Here is a 550-nt window from a genome sequence, read left to right on the forward strand (position 1 = left end):
TGATGTCCTACGGCTTCACCAACGCGCTCGCCGCCATCCTCACCGCCGCCACCCTGATCTTCCTCACCGGCATCCCGATCTCCCGCGCCTGCGCGGCCAACGGTGTGGACATGGATCTGCTCACCCCGGGCGCCGGGTTCGGCTACTTCGGCTCCACCCTGACCTCACTCGTCTACGCCAGCTTCACCTTCATCTTCTTCGCCCTCGAAGGCTCGATCATGGCCCAGGCGCTGCACGAGGTGCTGCACCTGCCGCTGGCGATCGGGTACTTGGTGACCACGCTGGTGGTCATTCCGATCGTGTTCAAGGGCATGTCCTGGATCTCCAAGCTCCAGGCCTGGACGCAGCCGCTCTGGATCCTCGGCCTGGTCGGCCCGTTCGTCATCCTGGCCTTCCACTCCCCCGGCACCTTCGCCGAGTTCACCCACTTCGGCGGCACCCAGGGCGCCGGGTCCGGCTTCACCCTGCTCGGCTTCGGCCTGGGCACCGGCATCGCGCTCTCGCTGATCGCCCAGATCGGCGAGCAGGCCGACTACCTGCGCTTCATGCC

General features: G+C 66.9%; 1 protein-coding gene. It reads left to right on the top strand.

The features are described from left to right. On the top strand, positions 1-550 hold a 550-nt coding region (locus ABD323_RS44780), incomplete at both ends, for a purine-cytosine permease family protein (protein WP_486327196.1).

The sequence above is a fragment of the Kitasatospora nipponensis genome (genome assembly GCF_039528135.1).
Taxonomy (GTDB): domain Bacteria; phylum Actinomycetota; class Actinomycetes; order Streptomycetales; family Streptomycetaceae; genus Kitasatospora; species Kitasatospora nipponensis.